The organism is Myxococcus sp. AB036A (assembly GCF_006547355.1).
Lineage (GTDB): Bacteria > Myxococcota > Myxococcia > Myxococcales > Myxococcaceae > Myxococcus > Myxococcus virescens.
On sequence record NZ_VHLC01000101.1, the window covers coordinates 1 to 14,299 of the forward strand.

Annotated in this window: 12 protein-coding genes; 9 read left to right on the top strand and 3 right to left on the bottom strand. The window is 69.3% G+C overall.

The window, feature by feature from the left end; genetic code table 11:
• The 6 genes from FL344_RS30655 to menE form a co-directional block, all read left to right on the top strand.
• Positions 1 to 191 (top strand): chorismate-binding protein (locus tag FL344_RS30655; protein ID WP_171452779.1); only part of this gene is annotated, 191 nt, incomplete at its 5' end.
• A complete protein-coding gene (menD, locus tag FL344_RS30660; RefSeq protein WP_141621029.1) occupies positions 175 to 1,944 on the top strand; it encodes a 2-succinyl-5-enolpyruvyl-6-hydroxy-3-cyclohexene-1-carboxylic-acid synthase in 1,770 nt (589 codons plus the stop codon). The genes FL344_RS30655 and menD, both read left to right, overlap by 17 nt.
• Positions 1,935 to 2,792 (top strand): 2-succinyl-6-hydroxy-2,4-cyclohexadiene-1-carboxylate synthase, encoded by an 858-nt coding sequence (gene menH, locus FL344_RS30665; RefSeq protein ID WP_090491447.1) that lies wholly within the window; start codon positions 1,935 to 1,937, stop codon positions 2,790 to 2,792. Before menD ends, menH begins: the two co-directional genes overlap by 10 nt.
• Complete coding sequence (locus FL344_RS30670) at positions 2,789 to 3,712, top strand: 1,4-dihydroxy-2-naphthoate polyprenyltransferase (RefSeq protein ID WP_141621030.1); 924 nt, start codon at positions 2,789 to 2,791, stop codon at positions 3,710 to 3,712. The genes menH and FL344_RS30670 overlap by 4 nt, the downstream gene beginning before the upstream one ends.
• Positions 3,713 to 3,721: 9 nt before the next feature.
• Positions 3,722 to 4,882: an o-succinylbenzoate synthase gene (gene menC / locus FL344_RS30675; protein WP_141621031.1), complete on the top strand. Its 1,161-nt coding sequence runs from the start codon at positions 3,722 to 3,724 to the stop codon at positions 4,880 to 4,882.
• A 60-nt stretch (positions 4,883 to 4,942) separates the two neighbouring features.
• Positions 4,943 to 6,391, top strand: coding sequence for an o-succinylbenzoate--CoA ligase (gene menE, locus FL344_RS30680; RefSeq protein ID WP_141621032.1), 1,449 nt, complete (start codon positions 4,943 to 4,945; stop codon positions 6,389 to 6,391).
• Positions 6,392 to 6,419: 28 nt separating this feature from the next.
• Here menE and FL344_RS30685 read toward each other — a convergent pair whose 3' ends face one another.
• Complete coding sequence (locus FL344_RS30685; protein WP_020478306.1) at positions 6,420 to 6,632, bottom strand: hypothetical protein; 213 nt, start codon at positions 6,630 to 6,632, stop codon at positions 6,420 to 6,422.
• Positions 6,633 to 7,125: 493 nt separating this feature from the next.
• Here FL344_RS30685 and FL344_RS30690 point away from each other — a divergent pair, with 493 nt between their 5' ends.
• Complete coding sequence (locus FL344_RS30690; protein WP_141621033.1) at positions 7,126 to 8,751, top strand: bifunctional 3-(3-hydroxy-phenyl)propionate/3-hydroxycinnamic acid hydroxylase; 1,626 nt, start codon at positions 7,126 to 7,128, stop codon at positions 8,749 to 8,751.
• 76 nt (positions 8,752 to 8,827) lie between these two features.
• On the opposite strand, the gene FL344_RS30695 is transcribed toward FL344_RS30690, so the two are convergent.
• Together FL344_RS30695 and FL344_RS30700 are read right to left on the bottom strand one after the other, a co-directional pair.
• Entirely contained in the window at positions 8,828 to 9,574 is a 747-nt protein-coding gene (locus FL344_RS30695; protein ID WP_228558515.1) for a hypothetical protein, read from the bottom strand.
• A 5-nt stretch (positions 9,575 to 9,579) separates the two neighbouring features.
• A complete protein-coding gene (locus FL344_RS30700) occupies positions 9,580 to 11,730 on the bottom strand; it encodes a hypothetical protein (protein WP_228558514.1) in 2,151 nt (716 codons plus the stop codon).
• A gap of 408 nt (positions 11,731 to 12,138) precedes the next feature.
• On the opposite strand from FL344_RS30700, the gene FL344_RS30705 reads away from it, so the two are divergent.
• Together FL344_RS30705 and icd are read left to right on the top strand one after the other, a co-directional pair.
• Positions 12,139 to 12,690, top strand: a complete 552-nt coding sequence (locus tag FL344_RS30705; RefSeq protein WP_141621034.1) for a HAMP domain-containing histidine kinase — start codon at positions 12,139 to 12,141, stop codon at positions 12,688 to 12,690.
• 278 nt (positions 12,691 to 12,968) lie between these two features.
• Complete coding sequence (icd, locus tag FL344_RS30710; protein ID WP_141593870.1) at positions 12,969 to 14,267, top strand: NADP-dependent isocitrate dehydrogenase; 1,299 nt, start codon at positions 12,969 to 12,971, stop codon at positions 14,265 to 14,267.
• Positions 14,268 to 14,299: the final 32 nt, after the last annotated feature.

Below are 14,299 nucleotides of genomic sequence, written 5' to 3' on the forward strand. Positions count from 1 at the left end.
GGGTGGGGCCTGGGCGGGCGCACCTGATGGTGGCGCTGCGCTCGGCGCGCGTGAAGGGCGCGAAGGCCCGGCTGTTCGTCGGCGTGGGGCTGGTGGCTGGCTCCAACGCGGACTCGGAGTGGCGGGAGACGGAGATGAAGAGCCTGGCCATGTTGCGGGCCCTGGGAGGCGGGGATGTCGTCCGACGCTAACCTCAACGTGCTGTGGGCACGCGCGTTGCTGGAAGAGCTCGTGCGCGGTGGGGTTCGTCACGCGGTGGTGTGTCCGGGGTCCCGGTCATCGCCCCTGGCCCTGGCTTGTGCCGGGACGGAGGGGCTGCGCACGTGGTCCGTCATCGACGAGCGCAGCGCGGGCTTCTTCGCCCTGGGGCTCGCGAAGCAGTCGCGCGCGCCGGCCGTGGTGGTGGCGACCAGCGGCACCGCGGGCGCGCACTTCTACCCGGCGGTCATAGAGGCCGCGCTGTCGCATGTGCCCCTGGTGGTGCTGACGGCGGACCGGCCCCTGGAGCTTCAGGGCTGGGGCGCGCCGCAGACCGTGCCACAGGCGCGCTTCTTCGGAGAGCACGCGCGCTTCTACGCGGACCTCGGTCAGCCCGAGGCGCATGACGCGGCGTTGATTCACATGCGTGCCACCGTTGCCCGCGCGGTCGTCAGCGCGTGGCGCGCGCCGCGGGGCGCCGTGCAGCTCAACGTCCCGTTCCGCGAGCCGCTGGCCCCCATCGCCGAACCCTTCCCCGAGGCCTCCCTGAGCGCGCTCGCGAAGTCGGGCCGCGCCGGTGCGCCGCTGACGCGCATCGTCCCGCCCGAGCCGGCGCCGGACGCGGCCACCTTGGACGAGGTGCGCCGCCGGATTGCCGCGACCACTCGCGGCGTCATCGTGTGTGGTCCGCGCGATGAAATGGATGGATTCGCGGCGGCCATCAGCGCGTTGTCGCAGGCCACGGGCTATCCCGTGCTGGCCGAGTCCACCTCGCAGGCCCGCTACGGCGGCGGCCCGCTCACGCTGTCCTATTACGACGCGATGTTGCGGCACGCGCCGTTCGCGAAGGCGCACCGTCCGGAGCTCGTGTTGCGCTTCGGGGGCGGGCTCACGCCGAAGGTGCCTCAACAGTGGCTGGACGGCTCGGGCGCGGACATCGTCCTCTTCAGTGACGGCGGCGGGTTGTTCGACCCGGCGCACCGCGCGTCCACGGTGGTGGAGGGCTCGGCGGTGGCGGCCTGTGAGGCCCTGACGCGAGGACTCGCGCGCGGCGCGGGGGCGTGGGCGCGAGGCTTCCTGGCCGCGGAGCAACGGGTGCGCACGGCGCTGGAGGCCGCGTTCGCGGAGCAGCCCGACGTGCTCTCCGAGCCGCGTATCGCTCGCGAGGTGGTGGCGGCGCTTCCCGCGGGCGCGCCGCTCTTCGTATCCAGCAGCATGCCCATCCGCGACCTGGATGCCTTCGCTCCGGCGGGCACGGTGCCGCTGCGGGTGCTGGCCAATCGAGGGGCCAACGGAATCGACGGCATTGTCTCCAGCGCGCTCGGCATGGCGGCCGCGGCGGGCCGACCCGCTGTGCTGCTCACGGGGGACCTGGCGTTGCTGCATGACGTGGGAGCCTTCGTCACCGCGTCGCGCACGCGAGTGCCGCTCACGGTGGTGGCGGTGAACAACGATGGGGGCGGCATCTTCTCGTTCCTCCCCATCGCCCAGGTCGCGCCGCGGGACACGTTCGAGACGCTCTTCGGTACGCCGCACGGTGTGGACCTGTCCCACGCGGCGGCGCTGGGCGGCGCCCGGCTCCACCGTCCGGAGACGCCCGTTGCGCTCAGGTCGGCCGTGCGCGAGGGCCTGGAGGGTGGGCTCCACCTGGTGGAAGTGCGCGTGGACCGCAACGCGAATGTGGATGAGCACCGGCGGCTGTTCGCTCGAATGGCGGCCTCACTGGGAGAAGGACCATGGGCGTGAAGCTGGCTTACGAGACGTGGGGTGAGGGTTCCCGGCCGCTCGTGTTGCTGCATGGCTTCACCGGCAGCCGCAGGGCCTTCGACGGGCTGCGTCCGCTCCTGGGCCGCGACGTGCGCGCGGTGGCGGTGGACCTCCCCGGACATGGGGCCACGCCGCTGCCGGACCAGCGGGGGCGTGAGGCCTTCGTGGAAACGGTGGACGCGCTCGTCGCGCTGGTGGACTCGCTGGGGCAGGGACCCGTGGACCTGCTGGGCTATTCGCAGGGGGCACGCGTGGCGCTGGCGGCGGCCGTGCGCGCGCCGGACCGCTTCGGCCGGCTCATCATGGAGAGTGGTTCGCCAGGGCTGCATCGGCGCCAGGAGCGCGCGGCCCGGCGTGAGGCGGACGGACAGTTGGCGGCCTTCATCCGCTCGCGAGGCGTGGACGCCTTCGTGGACCGCTGGGAGCAATTGCCGCTGTTCGACGGCCTGCGCCAGCTTCCGCAGGAGCGCAAGGACGCGCTGCGCTCACAGCGCCGCGCCTGCACGGCGGAGGGGCTCGCGGGCGCGCTGGAGTGTCTGGGCCTGGGTGTCCAGCCGGACTTCTGGCCGGAGCTGCATGCCCAGCGGCTGCCCACGCTGCTGCTGACGGGTGCTTTGGATTCGAAGTTCACCCAGATTGCCCGCCGCATGGCCACGGAGCTGCCGGTGGTCTGGCGCCACGCCTTCGAAGGCTGTGGCCACGCGCCGCACCTGGAGGCGCCGGAGGCCTATGCCCGTGAAGTCCTCGGGTTCCTCCAGACGCCCTGGTACGAGGCTCCGCAGTTCGACAGCCCCATGACCGCGCGCGAGGGAAGGGTGACGTCGTGAGCACGTCGGTTCCGGCGCCGGGCCCGCTGTCGGTGAAGCCCCGTCCCGGGGTGATGCACTGGGTGATGGCGGCGCGTCCCAAGACGCTGACGGCGGCGCTGGTGCCGGTGTTGGTGGGCACGGGGCTCGCGTTCGGCTCGGGCGTGGGGCGCCTGCTGCCCGCGTTGGCGGCGCTGCTGGGCGCGGTGCTCATCCAGATTGGCACCAACTTCATCAACGACTACTACGACTTCAAGAAGGGCGCCGACACGCACGAACGGCTGGGCCCTCAGCGCGTGACGCAGAGTGGCCTCATCGCGCCGGGCACCGTGCTGGCGGGCGCGGGCGTGTGCTTCGCGCTGGCCACGGCGGTGGGCTTGTACCTGGTGGCGGTGGGCGGCTGGCCCATCATCGCCATCGGCCTGGCGTCGCTGCTGTGCGGCTACGCATACACGGGCGGCCCCTTTCCCCTGGGCTACAACGGCCTGGGAGACGTGTTCGTCTTCATCTTCTTCGGCCTGGTGGCGGTGACGGGGACGTACTTCGTGCAGGCGGGGACGGTGGACCCCGCGGCGTGGTGGGCGGCGGTGCCCGTGGGCGCCAGCGGCACCATGCTCATCGTCGTCAACAACCTGCGCGACGTGACGACGGACGTGAAGGCTGGCAAGCGCACCCTGGCGGTCCGCTTCGGCACGGGCGTGGGGAAGGCGGAGTACCTCCTCCTGCTGGTGATGTCGTACGCCACGCCCTTCGCGATGTACGCGCTGAAGCTGGCCAGCCCCTGGGTGTTCCTGTCCCTGCTGAGCCTGCCCCTGGCGGTTCCCCCGTTGCGGCAGGTGTTGAAGCAGGAGGGGGCCGCGCTGAATCCGGCGCTGGGGTCCACGGCCAGACTCCAACTCGTGTTTGGAGTGCTGTTCGCGTTGGGCCTCTACCTGCGATGATGTGAGGCCATGCGGATTGCCCAGGTTTCGCTCATTCCCCTCCGGTTGGAGCTGCGCCAGCCCCTGAAGACGTCACAAGGGGGGCACGCGGTGCGAGAAGGCTTCCTCGTCCGCGTCGTCGACGAGGAGGGGCGCGAAGGTCTGGGCGAGGCGATGCCGCTGCCCGCGTTCGGCACCGAGTCGCTTGAAGACTGTGGCGTGACGCTGAACGCCTGGCTGTCCGAGCTGAAGGGCCAGTTCCTGGGCGACTCGGTCCGGGCCATCGAGGACACGTTGTCGCCGTTCCCCCCTGCCGTGGCGCGAGGCGACGGCGTGCGCATCCGTGCACGTCAGGTGACGCCAGCGGGCGCCATGCCGGCCGCGGAACACGCGCTGGAGCTGGCGCTGCTGGACCTACTCGCGCAACGCCAGGGTGTACCGCTGTGCTGGCTGCTGGCGGAGGAGGCGCGGACGGAAGTGGCGGTGAACGCGCTGCTGGGCGCCGACACCCCCGAGGCCCTGGCGGAAGAGGCCCGGCAGGCCGTGGACGAGGGCTTCGGCACGTTGAAGCTGAAAGTCGCCGGCCGGCCGCTGGACGCCGACGAGGCGCGAGTGAAGGCCGTGCGCGACGCGGTAGGGCCGGACGTGAAGCTCCGGCTGGATGCGAACGGCGGCTGGTCCGAGCCTGACGCGAAGCGCGCCCTGGACCGGCTGGGCTGGTACGGCCTGGAGTTGGTGGAGCAGCCCACGCCGCCGGAGGACCTCGCGGCGCTCTGGCGCGTTCAGCGCCGCGCCCCCTGCACGGTGGCGGCGGACGAGTCCCTGGCCTCTCCCGATGCGCTCCGGGCGCTGCTGACGGTGGACCCGTTGCTGGGCGGTGGCCCGGCGGTGGGCGCGGTGGTGCTGAAGCCCATGGTGCTGGGCGGACTGTTGCCGTGCCTCGTGGTCGCGATGCGCGCGGCGCGGCTCGGAATGCAGGCCTATGTCACCAGCTCCATTGATGGCGTGGTGGCGCGGGCCGGCGCGGCACACCTCGCGGCGGCACTGCCATCCGGCGCGCTGGCCTCCGGGCTCGCTATTGGGCGCTTGCTGGCGAAGGAGCCCGAAGATCATCCGTACCATCCGCAGCGAGGCGTCATTCGCCTGTCGAGCACCCCGGGGCTCGGACTGAGCTCCCAGTCACTGGTGTGACGGCTCGGCACATGGGAGCCCACGGATTGGCCTCCGTTAATGAAGCCCCAAGGTGACGGAATGTCGGTCCTGCTGTGTCCCATTCGAGTAGGCGCTCGTCATCAGCCCCAGGCGGAGGCCCTGACGTTCGCGGGCCGCTCCTGGTCCTATGAGGCGCTGGATGCGGAAGTCTCCCGATGGGTTGCCGCACTCGAGGCGGAGGGCGTCGGCGCTTCGGACAGGGTGGCGTCGCTCGCGACGAACCACGTCGCCTCCGTGTGCCTCTTCTGGGCGCTGGGCCGGCTGGGCGCGGTGTTGGCGCCACTCAATGCCCGGCTCACGTCCGCGGAGCTGGCGCCCATGGTGGAGGACATCCAGCCGCGTTTGAGGCTGGCGCTGGGGCCCCTGGTGGAGCGGCTCCCTGGAGCCCAGCCACTCGAGTCCTTCGCGGAGGCCGTCTCCACGGGAGCTTCCACGTGCCAGCCCCTGGAGGCGTCGTCGCCCCGGGTCGTGCTCTTCACCAGCGGGACCACGGGCCGGCCCAAGGGCGCGGTCCTCACCGAAGGCAACTTCCGGGCGTCTTCACGAGCCTCGGCGGCCAACCTGGGGGCGCATCCAGCCCCGCGTTGGCTGGGCACATTGCCGCTCTTCCACGTGGGGGGCATCGCCATGCTCACTCGCACGGCCTACGAGGGAGGCTGCCTCGTCCTGCACGAACGCTTTGACGCCGATGCGGCGAACCGGGCCATCGACGAGGAGGGCGTGTCCCACGCGAGCCTCGTGGCTACGACGCTGGAGCGAGTGCTGGACGCCCGAGGTGACCGGCGCATGCCGGACTCCTTCGCATGCGCGCTGATAGGCGGAGGGCCGGTGCCCGTGCCCCTCCTCGCACGAGCGAGGGCTGCGGGCCTGCGAGCCCTTCAGACGTACGGCCTGACGGAGGCCTGCTCACAAGTCACGACCGAGCACCCGGACAATGCGGACGGCCGTACCGCTGGCGTCCCGTTGCCGGGTGTCGAGGTGCGCATCGTCGGCGTAGGGGGCGAAGTCCTCGGCGCAGGGGCGGAGGGCGACATCGAGGTGCGCGCGCCCACGGTGATGGCCGGGTACTGGCAGCGTCCGGAGGCCACCCAGGAGGCGGTTCGCGACGGCTGGCTGCGCACGAAGGACGTCGGTGTGCTGGATGGTGGGGGGCGGCTCACCGTGCTGTCACGCCGCACGGACCTCATCGTCCGAGGTGGGGAGAACATCTACCCGGCGGAGGTGGAAGCGGTGCTCCTCAATCACCCCGCGGTGCAGGAAGCCGCCGTGGTGGGCTTCCCGGACGACCGCTGGGGCGAACGGCCCGTGGCCTTCGTCGCGCCGCGCCCGGGGCAACCGCACCCCGGGGACGAGGCACTGACGGCGTGGTGCCGTCAGTCCCTGGCGGGCTTCAAGACGCCCGCGCGTTTCGTGTGGGTGGACGCGCTGCCTCGTAACGCCATGGGGAAGGTCGAGCGCACCGTCCTGAGACGGCACGCCCTTCGCTGACCCACGGCGATGGGGCGGGCGCCCTGTCTCAGCACTCCGAGATCGGGTGGCCCCAGGGATTGGTCCGCGGGAACTGCCGCAGGACGGTGCTCAGCCGGCAGGTGGCCGACACGGTGGTGGCAGCCCCGGACCGACGGGAGGCCTGCGGGCCCCGGTGCTCGAAGGTGCCCAGTCGGGCCGCCTGCATCGCCAGCTGCTTTTCGACCTCCGGGGACCAACGGGAGAACTCAAGCCATTCCATGTGCGTGCTCCTTCGCGCCGCAGTGTTCGGGCACATCCGACCTCTTCAAGTCGCGAAAATCACGACGCCACGCGTTGAAGCTGGCGGTCAGTGGCGATTTCCCGACAAGGGTCGCCGTCTCAACCCGCGGACGTGGTCGCCATCTTTCAAAAGCCCCTCCGGGATGTCGTGTTCCCGCGCGGCCGCCTGCCCTCCGAGGAGGGACCTGCATTTCCTGCGCGGACCTGGGACACGTGGACATTCTTGCGTCGTCCGCGCCGTGCCCCCGTCGTGATTGCTGATACGGCTGCAACCTTTCACTCCCAAGGTCAAAACTCAGACATGCAAGGATTTCCACACCCGACGTTGAAGAGTTGAAGAGACAACGCAGGGGGGAGGGTGGAGAATGACGCCGGCTTCCGAGTGAAAACAGGACATTCCAGGTCGTGGCTGATTTTGATATCGAAATGACTCAAAGGCAGCTCAGCACGCGTACTCGCAACGGGAGGGAGAGATGGCTCCGGAGTCCGTTGATGTCATCATCGTGGGCAGTGGTCCGGTGGGAGCGATGGCGGCGAACCTCCTGGGGCAGCAGGGGATTCGGACGCTGGTGGTGGAGCGTGAAGTCACGCCTCACGGCCAGTCCCGCGCCATCAGCGTGGATGACGAGGGCCAGCGCATCTTCCAGTCCGCGGGGCTGGTGGGCGACCTGGGCGCGGGCTTCTATCCGTGCAAGCGGCTGCAGTACCTGAATGACTCGCTGCGCTCGCTGGCGGAGGTGGACTTCACCCGGTTGGACCGGCCGTTCGGCTACGTGCCCGCAGCCTTCTTCCAGCAGCCGCGCATGGAGGCGGTGCTTCGTCAGGGCCTGAAGCGCTTCCCGCACGTGGACCTGTGGCTGGGCCACGAGGTGGAGTCGTTCGTCCAGGATGAAGATGGTGTCACCGCCCGCGTGAAGGAGGTCGCGGGGGAGCGTGCCGTCAACGTGCGCGCGCGCTTCCTGCTCGCGTGCGACGGCTCGCACAGCTCCATCCGCCGGCGGCTGGGCCTGAAGCTCGTGGGGACGACGGCGCTGGAGCACTCGCTGGCCATCACCGTGAGGACGTCCTCACCCGAGCCCGACTTCACCAGCTACCTGTGCGGCCCCGTGCGGCGGGGATTCATCGCGCGCACCGCGCCGAACGAGATTCGCTTCGACATCATCCTGGAGCCAGATGCGGACCTGAAGGCGGCGCGCTCGCTCGAGAATGTGCGGCGGCTGATCGGCTACTACCTGGACCCGGATTCGGTGGAGCTCGACTCCGTCAAGATCTTCTCGTACCACAGCCGCATGTCCGAGCAGTGGCGGGTGGGCCGCGTGTTCCTCCTGGGCGACGCGGCGCACCTGATGCCGCCCTTCCTGGGGCAGGGGCTCTGCGCGGGCCTCCGGGACGCGGCGAACCTGACCTGGAAGCTCGGGCTGGTGCTCGCGGGCGCGGCGGACGCGTCGCTGCTCGACACCTACGAGGAAGAGCGGCGTGGTCACGTGTCGGAGGTGATTCGCGGCTCGGACGCCATGGGTCGGGTGATGATGTCGGGCGGGCGGGTGATGGCTCGCGTCCGCAACGCGCTCATCCAGGTGATGTACTGGCTGCCGGTGACGGGCGACTTCATCCGCGACTACAAGGTGAAGCCGCAGATGCCGCTGCGCCGGGGCTTCATGCACGGCGCCCAACGCGAGAAGGGGGACGTGCCGGAAGGCTCCTACTTCCCACAGCCGCGCGTGGAGCGGCCCGACGGGGAGACGGCGCTGCTGGATGACTGCCTGGGCGAGGGCTTCGTGGTGCTGACGCGTCCAGGCGCGTCCCAGGAGGCCCAGCGCGAGGCACGGGCCCTGGCGGACGAACTCGGAGCACGCTGGTGGCAGCTGGCCGCGGCGGACCGCGCGGGAGATGGCGGGCCGGATACGCTGGTGGACCTGGACGGCCGACTGGGCGCCTGGTTCGTGCAGTACGCGGCCGACCTCGTGGTGCTCCGGCCGGACCGCTACGTGTTCGGCATCGCAGGGGGGGGCAAGCGGGGCCACCTCCTGGGCTCGCTCAAGGGCCGCGTCCGCCCTCACTCGCGTCCGAATGGCGCGGAGGTCCGGCGGGCGGGCTGAAAGGCGGGGGAACGGAAAGACAACAGGCGCCCGGGCCGGGGCGCCGTACGACCGCGAAGTGGGGCTGCGGGGAGGCTCAGGCCGCGGCGGCGGACTGGACCAGCTTCCCGGCGCGCTCCACGCAGTCGCCCATGAAGCGCAGGTAGATGTCGAGCGCGCTGGCGCCCGTCTTGGCAATGATGGGCGCCTTGTCCGGCACCTGCGACAGGAGCTTGTTGAGCATCACCTCGTTGAGCGCGGTGTGACCCACGTCAATCTCCGTGTGCTCCTTGAGGAAGGACATGCCCTGGAGGATGTCCTCGCCACAGACGCGCTTGGCCTGCTCGAGAATCACGGGGCCGAGCACCGTCGACAGGCCCTCGATTTCGTACTCGATGGCCACCTGCGCGGCGGGCATCTCACCGGTGATGGTGTTCTCGTGAATCTCCCGGTACTCCTTCATCGCCTCCGTGGGCGGCTGGGCGATGAGCTCCTCGGCGTTCAGCTTGGGGTTGCGGCGCTCGTTCCACCGGGCCACCAAGTGCTTGGTGTCCTCGACCATCATCAGATGGTGGCCGGCCTCGTGCTTGGCGTGGGCGATGAGCTTCTGGCCCACGTCGTCCAGGCCCACCTTCACGGTGGCCTCACCGGCGCGGCGAATCCACCCGTCCACCGGCTCCGTCATGTAGACGCCCAGCGAGTTCCAGGTGATGAGGAAGGCCTCGAAGAGCGCGGGGTCCGCCTTGTCGTCCAGCAGCACCTTCAGCCGGGGGTCCGTCTTGATGCGCTCACGGGTGGCAGTCAGGTTCGGCGTGTACAGCTCCTCCACGAGTTGCTTGCTCATATTCATTACCCCTGGCGAGTGTTGGGAGCGCTTCGGCGCCCGATGGAGACTTCACTGATGTGTTCGAGATAGTCGGGGATCAGCTTCGCGGAGATGATCCACATGTACGGGTCCGGGCCTGCGTGAATCCCGGCGTCCTGTACGTACTGCCCACCGTCGTCCTCACAGAGGTAGTGGAACGAACGGCGGTGGCGGGCGGCGTACCAACGGCGTGCCGCATCCACCAGGGCGACGTAGGTGGACGGCCCCGCGTCGCTCAGGGGGAACAGCCTGGCCATGTCGAGCAGGCTGTAGAGATTGGTGCCCGGTTGGCCCAGCTCCAGGACGGCGGCGGCCACGGCCACGCCATTGCGGCGCGCGATGAGGATTTCGCGCTCGCGCTCCAGGCCAAAGGTGTTCCACTGTCCCTGCACCGCGCGCATGTCGATGCGGTCGCGCGTGAAGTCGAGCGCCTCCACGTAGCAGGACGGGCGCGAGTGGGCGATGTGGTCCGTCAGCAGCGTCAGCTCGGCGGAGGTGGCGGGGCTGATGGTGATGCCCTCGTGCAGCCGGCCCGTCTGCTCGTGCGTGTAGACGTCCATCATGTGGACCTTGCGCGTGAAGGCCAGCTCCGGGTTCGCCGCCATGTGCCGCTCGCCGTAGCGGACGTGCGCGCGCGCGATCCAGGGGTTGAGGCCTTCCACGTAGGCCACGGCCCAGCGGAAGTCGGCGTCGCTCTGCGGGTGCTCGAAGCAGCGCACGTACAGGTCGTGCATGATGCGGCCCGGCTCCAGCCCCTTGATGGCGGGCTTGCCCGGGCGCTTCGCCACCTGGTGTCCCATCCAGGTGTGCCGGTACGACTTCATGATGGACAGCGTCGCCTCGGGGCCGCGCTCGGACGGCCAGACGGCCTGGCAGAAGAGCTGCGGAACTTCCGCGGCGCGCTTGGCCATGTGGCTGAAGGCTTGCTTCAGCACGTCGAATTCCTGAGAGGACTTGTTCGCCAGGCTGAAGAAGCCAGACAGCGTGAAGACATCCCAGAGCCCCTCTTCCTGCACATCACTGGTGCAAGTGTTGGGATTGGTCGTCTGGGAGACGAAGCGCACCCAGCGCGCCTCGTCGGAAGAGTAGGGCGACACGCTCAGGCCGCACAGCACGGTGCCGTCGGCGCGCGCGCTGGTGACGTAGCGGATTTCACCGCGCAGGCTGATGGACTGGCCGTCCGGCGTGTGGAGCTCGAGCAGGGGCGGCAGCAGGCCCGGGAACAGCAGGTCCTCCGGGCGGCAGCGGATGCACATGCCGGAGAAGGACAGGTCCAACACCGCGCGCTCCATCTCCCCCTGCTCGCGCCACAGCGGGTGGTGGAAGGTGACGCGCACGCCCTCCGGCGCGGGCGAGCGGCGGTGCCAGCGGTGACGGATGCGGAAGAGGACGTCGGGCAGCGGCGACGTGAAGCGCTGGCCGTCCGGCGTTCCCGCCTCCAGGCGCATGCGGTACGCGCTGTTGTGGCCGATGACATCGATGTCGTAGGGCGCCTCGCCCCAGTCGGTCACCGGGTCCTCGGCGTGCCACTCCAGTTGCTCCGTCTCCGCGTTGTAGCGCTCCAACACCAGGCGGACGGTGCGGCCCATGCGGCGCAGCACACCCTTGTTGCCCGCGGTGCTGATGGCCAGGAGGATGGCGCGGATGCGCTCAGCCTCGTCGATGGTGTCCTGCACCGGAAGGGCAGACGCGGCCGGCTCCGCGACGCCACGCTTCAGCGCGTCCGCCAGCAATGCCAGGATTTGACGGCCCTGCTCCAGGGAGACGTTCGCCAACTGCAGCCCCACCGGGGACCCGGCCGCATCCGCGTCCGTGCGGATGAAGGCGCCCCGGATGGGGCCCAGCGTCACGCCACAGCCGGTCAGATAGACGGGCAGGCCGCGCGCGTCGGAGGTGTCCACCTCACCCTTGGGCATCACCCACACCACAGTGGGGCTCAGCCGCGTCACCACGCCAATGGCGCCATCCAGCGTGCCCACGGAGCAGGTGATGGCATCCGCGCCCGTCCCGTGCAGGGAGTAGCCCGAATCATCCAGCGCGGCCTCGGCGGGCGGCAGCGGAATCACATTGAACAGCGCGTCACGGCTGCGGAACTCGACCGACCGACGGTCGGAGAGCGGGTTTCCCCCTTCCATAATCAGGCGCCCCCTTCTCCGGTGCTGAGGAACCCCAGATGCAGTCGTCGAAATTGCAAGCACGGTTGTTCCTCCCTGCTCCAGCGGTGCTGCGTTAGGCGGCGAATCGCTATAGGTCCGTATCATACGGATTTCCGAGGAACAGTCAAATCGGATTTGTGCAGTCAGGCTGTTTTCTGGCTGGCGGAATGGACGTCCGTGGGTCGTAGGTGACAGCAGCCCACTTCCAAGTCTTACGAAGCGATTCGCGGCGACGGCACACTCATACGGCCAAGATGCTGCGCGGCTGTAATGTCATAAGTCTGGCAGGCTGTGCGTACTTTCTCGCAGTGAAATGGCGTTCGTCAGACCCGCTCGTTAGAGTTCCCTCAGTCCAGCGAGCGGGAGGTGTGAGGGATGAGTGCTGTCGTGAGCGCTGTGGGAGGAACGCAGGCTTTGGAGCAACTCCAAGCGCCTGTTCACGGCCGCGCCGCGGGCCTGATGCCGGTGGACTCGCCAGACGTACTCCGGGTGGATGTCGCGGAGGTCGTTGGCGGCGCGGTGGAGCTCCTCTCAGTCACGCGCCGCTTACGAGGAGTGCCGGTTTCCCTGGAGCTTCCCGAGGATCCGGTCCCCGCTAATGTTAGTCACCGGCGGCTGCAGCAGGTGCTGCTGCTGTTGTTGGCGCACGCGGCGGATGCATCGAACGGGCAGGGCGTTCGTGTGATGGTGGATTCCGCCGACGACTTCGGGGACCTGCCGCCCCGCTTTCAGGTCCAGGTCGCGGGGGCGTCGCTGTCCTCGCGGGAACTCCAGGCTGTCTTCCTGTCGCCCATGTTGGTGGGGCCGCTGCACCGCAAGCTGGCCCGGGCCCGGGAACTGACGGAGTCCATGGGTGGCACCTTGGAGGTGGCCAGCAGCGCGGCCGCCGGCATCATCGTGACGGTGGAGTTGCCCGCGCCGGGGATGTCCAGCTGGTAGTCCGGGCGGGCCGCCATGCCCGCCGCTGATCCACGACTTGAAGCGGAGGAGGAGGGCGGGCCGCCAGTGCCCGGCCCTCCTTTTTCGTTGAGCCGCCGGGGATGCTGAGCGTGTCGTTTCGTGCTCGCGCGAGGGCCGGCCGTTACTCCGCGCCCGGCCATTGGCTCCGATAAGTCGTTCCGCGTGAGCCCGTGGCCAAACTCCTTGACGTCGCGGGGCGGGTTCTCGACTATCCCCCGCCGATTCTTACACGGTCACACCTTCTCAGGAGCACATCCATGGCGCCCCCGTCATCCGGAGAAAAGATCTCCCTGCAGAGCGGCAAGCTGTCCGTCCCGGACAACCCGATCATCCCCTTCATCGAGGGCGACGGCACCGGCCGCGACATCTGGCGTGCGTCCCAGGCGGTGTTCGACGCCGCGGTGGAGAAGGCCTACAAGGGCAAGAAGAAGATCGCCTGGTACGAAGTCCTGGCCGGCGAGAAGTCCTTCAAGGCGGTCAACAACTGGCTGCCCGATGAGACGGTCGAGGCGTTCCGCACCTATCTGGTGGGCATCAAGGGCCCCCTGACGACGCCGGTGGGCGGCGGCATCCGGTCGCTGAACGTGGCCCTGCGGCAGATGCTGGACCTGTACGTCTGCCTGCGCCCCGTGCGCTATTTCAAGGGCGTGCCCAGCCCGGTGAAGACGCCGGACAAGGTCGACATGACCATCTTCCGTGAGAACACGGAAGACATCTATGCGGGCATCGAGTTCGAGGCCGGCACGGCCGCCGCGGAGAAGTTCCTGGGCCTGCTGAAGCAGGAGTTCCCGAAGGAGTTCGGGAAGATCCGCTTCCCGTCCGACGTGGGCCTGGGCATCAAGCCGGTGTCCCACGAGGGCAGCGACCGGCTGATCCGCGCCGCCATCCAGTACGCCGTGGACCACAAGCGCAAGAGCGTCACGCTGGTCCACAAGGGCAACATCATGAAGTTCACCGAGGGCGCCTTCCGCAAGTGGGGCTACGAGCTGGCCGCCCGGGAGTTCGGTGACAAGGTCTACACCTGGGACCAGTGGGAGGCCACCAAGGCCGCCAAGGGCGAGGACGCCGCCAACGCGGAGCAGAAGGCCGCGCTGGCCGCCGGGAAGATCCTGATCAAGGACTCCATCGCGGACATCACCCTGCAGCAGGTCCTCACCCGTCCGGATGAGTTCGACGTCATCGCCACGCTGAACCTCAACGGTGACTACCTGTCGGACGCGCTGGCGGCGCAGGTGGGCGGCATCGGCATCGCGCCGGGCGGCAACATCAACTACGTCACGGGCCACGCGGTGTTCGAGGCCACGCACGGCACGGCGCCCAAGTACGCCGACCAGGACAAGGTGAACCCGGGCTCGGTCATCCTCTCCGGTGAGATGATGTTCCGGCACCTGGGCTGGCACGAGGCGGCCGACCTGATGATCCAGGGCATGGACCGCGCCATCGCCAGCAAGACCGTGACCTACGACTTCGCCCGCCTGATGAAGCAGGAAGGGCAGAGCGGCGTTTCCGAGGTCAAGTGCTCCGAGTTCGGGCAGGCCATCATCAAGAACATGTAGTCCCCGGACGGGGATCTGGAAGAGGCGAATCC